The 3,092-nt window shown below is 32.2% G+C and carries 4 protein-coding genes and 1 pseudogene; 2 read left to right on the plus strand and 3 right to left on the minus strand.

All coding sequences use genetic code 11. From position 1 onward, the window contains the following. Window positions 1–103 (plus strand): annotated as a pseudogene (locus ABJI11_RS04335) (hemolysin III family protein); the annotation flags it as partial. Between the two features lie 20 nt (window positions 104–123). Here the strand turns inward: ABJI11_RS04335 and ABJI11_RS04340 are convergent. Together ABJI11_RS04340 and ABJI11_RS04345 are read right to left on the minus strand one after the other, a co-directional pair. Then, window positions 124–549 (minus strand): DUF4268 domain-containing protein, encoded by a 426-nt coding sequence (locus ABJI11_RS04340; protein WP_348349755.1) that lies wholly within the window; start codon window positions 547–549, stop codon window positions 124–126. After that, on the minus strand, window positions 550–1,221 hold the full coding sequence (locus ABJI11_RS04345) for a ZIP family metal transporter (RefSeq protein ID WP_348349757.1): 672 nt from the start codon (window positions 1,219–1,221) through the stop codon (window positions 550–552). 93 nt (window positions 1,222–1,314) lie between these two features. Between ABJI11_RS04345 and ABJI11_RS04350 the strand changes: the two genes are divergently transcribed. Then, entirely contained in the window at window positions 1,315–2,484 is a 1,170-nt protein-coding gene (locus tag ABJI11_RS04350) for a THUMP domain-containing protein (protein WP_348349759.1), read from the plus strand. A gap of 221 nt (window positions 2,485–2,705) precedes the next feature. On the opposite strand, the gene ABJI11_RS04355 is transcribed toward ABJI11_RS04350, so the two are convergent. Beyond that, a partial coding sequence (locus tag ABJI11_RS04355) for a DUF6048 family protein (RefSeq protein ID WP_348349761.1) occupies window positions 2,706–3,092 on the minus strand: 387 nt, incomplete at its 5' end.

Consider the following 3,092-nt stretch of genomic DNA (forward strand, 5'->3'; position numbering starts at 1 on the left):
TTATGCAATTAGAAAAATTCCTTACAATCACTTTATCTGGCATCTTTTTGTTCTATGCGGAGCAATAAGCCATTGGTTCTTTGTTTATCTAGATGTAATCTAAAAAATTTGTATAGGATTAAATTACGAATCTATGATGTCTTTGTATTCTTGGTAGAAAGCTTCTATTTTTAGCATGTTGGTATTTAAAAATTCCATCGTTTCTCGCCAAGTATTTTTGTTATGTATTGATACATTTTCTAATTCAATATATACTCTTGATATTTCTTTATTATTTCCAAGAATATAAAAATCTTCAAAAATAGCATTGGGTAGATATTCGTCGTGGAAAATAGATTTTAATGCCACCAGTTTATCCCATACTTTAATTCGTTGTTCAAAATCTGAATCTATGTCTATAGAGACGACAGCTTTTTTTAAATCGAAATGAAATTTAAAAGATAGACCTTTTACTTCAGTTTTATATAAAGTCCATTTGTTTGGGAACGATTTTCCAAAAGCAATCCAAAATTCTTCTCTTAGTTTTCTTGACTCTTCTTTACTGAACATCTATAAAAAATATGCGATTGTTATACCTAGTATAATTACCAATAATTTTCTCAGGTTGAATTTATGTCCTTCAGAGCTTTCAAATAATATTACTGTAGAAATGTGTAAAAACACACCTATAACCAAAGCATTTAAATACATCCCAAAAGTAGATAGTATATCAGTAGTATGTGCCAAATAGGTACCTATGGGGGTCATGATTGAAAATAACAGCATAAAAAAGGCTGCATATAAAGGTTTAATATTTGAGCCTAGTAGAAATATACTCAATATTATGGCAATAGGAATTTTATGTATTAGTATTCCATAAATGATTGTGTCGTTTGATCCAATAGGGAGACCTTCTAAAAGAGAGTGCGTACACAGACTGATAAAAAGTAACCAAGGAAAATTTGGGCTTTCCTTTGAAATATGCACGTGACCATGTTCAGCTCCTTTAGAGAAAAACTCTAAGAATATTTGAAAAAGAATACCTAACATGATAAAGACCCCTATAGATTTCGGATCTGTTTTTTCATATACCTCTGGTAGCATTTCAAAAATTGTTAGCGCCAACAAAAATGCACCGCTAAAAGCTAATAAAAGTTTAAAGGATTCATTTTTCTTGGGCTTTGCAACAACCACAAAGAGAAAACTAATAAGCACTCCTAGAATAGGTAATATATAAATCATGTGATGTTGATAAACCTTTTAAAAAAGGAAATAGGTCATAAATTAAACAGGCGTCAAAATTAGCGTATTTTTGCGGTACGAGAAAAGATGAATATGGGTAATAATTTTAAAATGGTCGCTAAGACCTTGTTTGGTTTCGAAGAACTACTTTCTAAAGAACTTAGAAATTTAGGTGCGAGTAATGTTGTAGAGGGAACTAGAAATGTATCTTTTGAAGGCGATACTGGTTTTATGTACAAAGCTAACCTATGTTTAAGAACAGCTATTAAGATTATAAAGCCAATTCATTCATTTCGCGTAAGAGATGAGAATGATCTTTACAAAAAAATATACGCGATGGATTGGACGGAGTACCTTTCTGTTAGTGAAACTTTCGCTATTGATGCTACTGTCAATTCAGATCAGTTTACGCATTCTCTATATGTATCTCAAAAAACGAAAGATGCTATCGTAGATAAGTTTAGAGATACAGATGGTACTAGACCAGATGTAGATGTAAAAGATCCAGATTTACGTATAAACATACATATTCATAATAATGATTGTAATGTGTCTTTAGATAGTTCTGGTTATTCTTTACATAAGAGAGGATACCGTACTGCAACAAATATTGCGCCTATAAATGAAGTTCTGGCTTCAGGCTTATTACTTTTAAGTGGTTGGGGCGGTCAATGCGATTTTCTTGATCCAATGTGCGGTAGTGGTACTATGTTGACGGAAGCTGCTATGATAGCTTGCAATATACCTGCCAATATAAATAGAAAAGGTTTTGCTTTTGAAAAATGGACAGACTTTGATGCTGAACTGTATGAAAAGATTGTAGATTCTAGCTTGAAGAAAACTAGAGAATTTCACTATAAGATTATTGGCTATGATAAAGCACCTTCTGCTGTAAGAAAAGCGCAAGACAATATTGAAAATGCAAATCTTGAGGATTATGTCACAGTTGAAAGAAAAGATTTTTTCAAAACGGATAAGCAAACGGAAGGTACATTACATATGTGTTTTAACCCACCTTACGGAGAGCGTTTAGATATTGATTTAGAAAACTTTTACAGTGCTATTGGTGATACTTTAAAACAGGGTTACCCTGGTACCAATGCTTGGTTTATTACAAGTAATCTACCTGCTTTGAAATTTGTAGGGTTAAGACCTTCTAGAAAAATAAAAGTGTTTAATAGTCACTTAGAATCTCGTTTGGTGAAGTATGAAATGTACGAAGGTAGCAAGAAAGCCAAGTATCAAAAAAGGAATGAAGAATGAAGTTGAAACATAAAGTCCTAATATATAATTTTTTAGCCTTTGCGGTCCTATTTGTGTTGTTTCGTTTTATCTTATACGTTTCACTCTCTATAAATAGTCTTTATTTATCGGCAATAGCAGCTATTGCAGCTTCTATTTTAGCTCCTAAGTTTGCAGTCGCTAAAATTGAAGGACTTGAGAAGATTGTAATGAAATGGGTATTTATTAAAGGATTTAGAATCCTATAAACGTTCTTTTGGTCTTGGTGGGCCTTCTGGTTCAGCAGAGTTTTCAATTTTTTTCTTAGCCTTGTTTTTCTTTTTATAGAGCGGTAAGAAGTAAGAAATACTATAGTTGTAGCCAATACCAAAATTACTGTCCCAGGTTACTTTATTAAAACCGGGTATCCATAAGTTAGGAAAGCGGTCGTCATCTTTTTGGTTTAATATAAGACCTAATCTAACGCTGGCTCCCATATAAAAGTTATTAAAAATTTCAATTTTAGTACCAAAGACGGCTTCTATCCATGTGGCATTAAGTCCCGAGAAATTTTCAGGTATATCTGATCCGTTAGCAAAACTATCTGGACTCCAATATCTATTTGTATCAAAATATTGATAATTGTTTAA

Origin of the sequence: Maribacter sp., from assembly GCF_039968975.1 — a bacterium.
In the GTDB taxonomy this organism is placed as follows: domain Bacteria; phylum Bacteroidota; class Bacteroidia; order Flavobacteriales; family Flavobacteriaceae; genus Maribacter.

Coding starts and splice junctions, on each gene's coding strand:
- ABJI11_RS04340 (WP_348349755.1), bottom strand. CDS start 549: ATGTTCAGTAAAGAAGAGTCAAGAAAACTAAGAGAAGAATTTTGGATT.
- ABJI11_RS04345 (WP_348349757.1), bottom strand. CDS start 1,221: ATGATTTATATATTACCTATTCTAGGAGTGCTTATTAGTTTTCTCTTT.
- ABJI11_RS04350 (WP_348349759.1), top strand. CDS start 1,315: ATGGGTAATAATTTTAAAATGGTCGCTAAGACCTTGTTTGGTTTCGAA.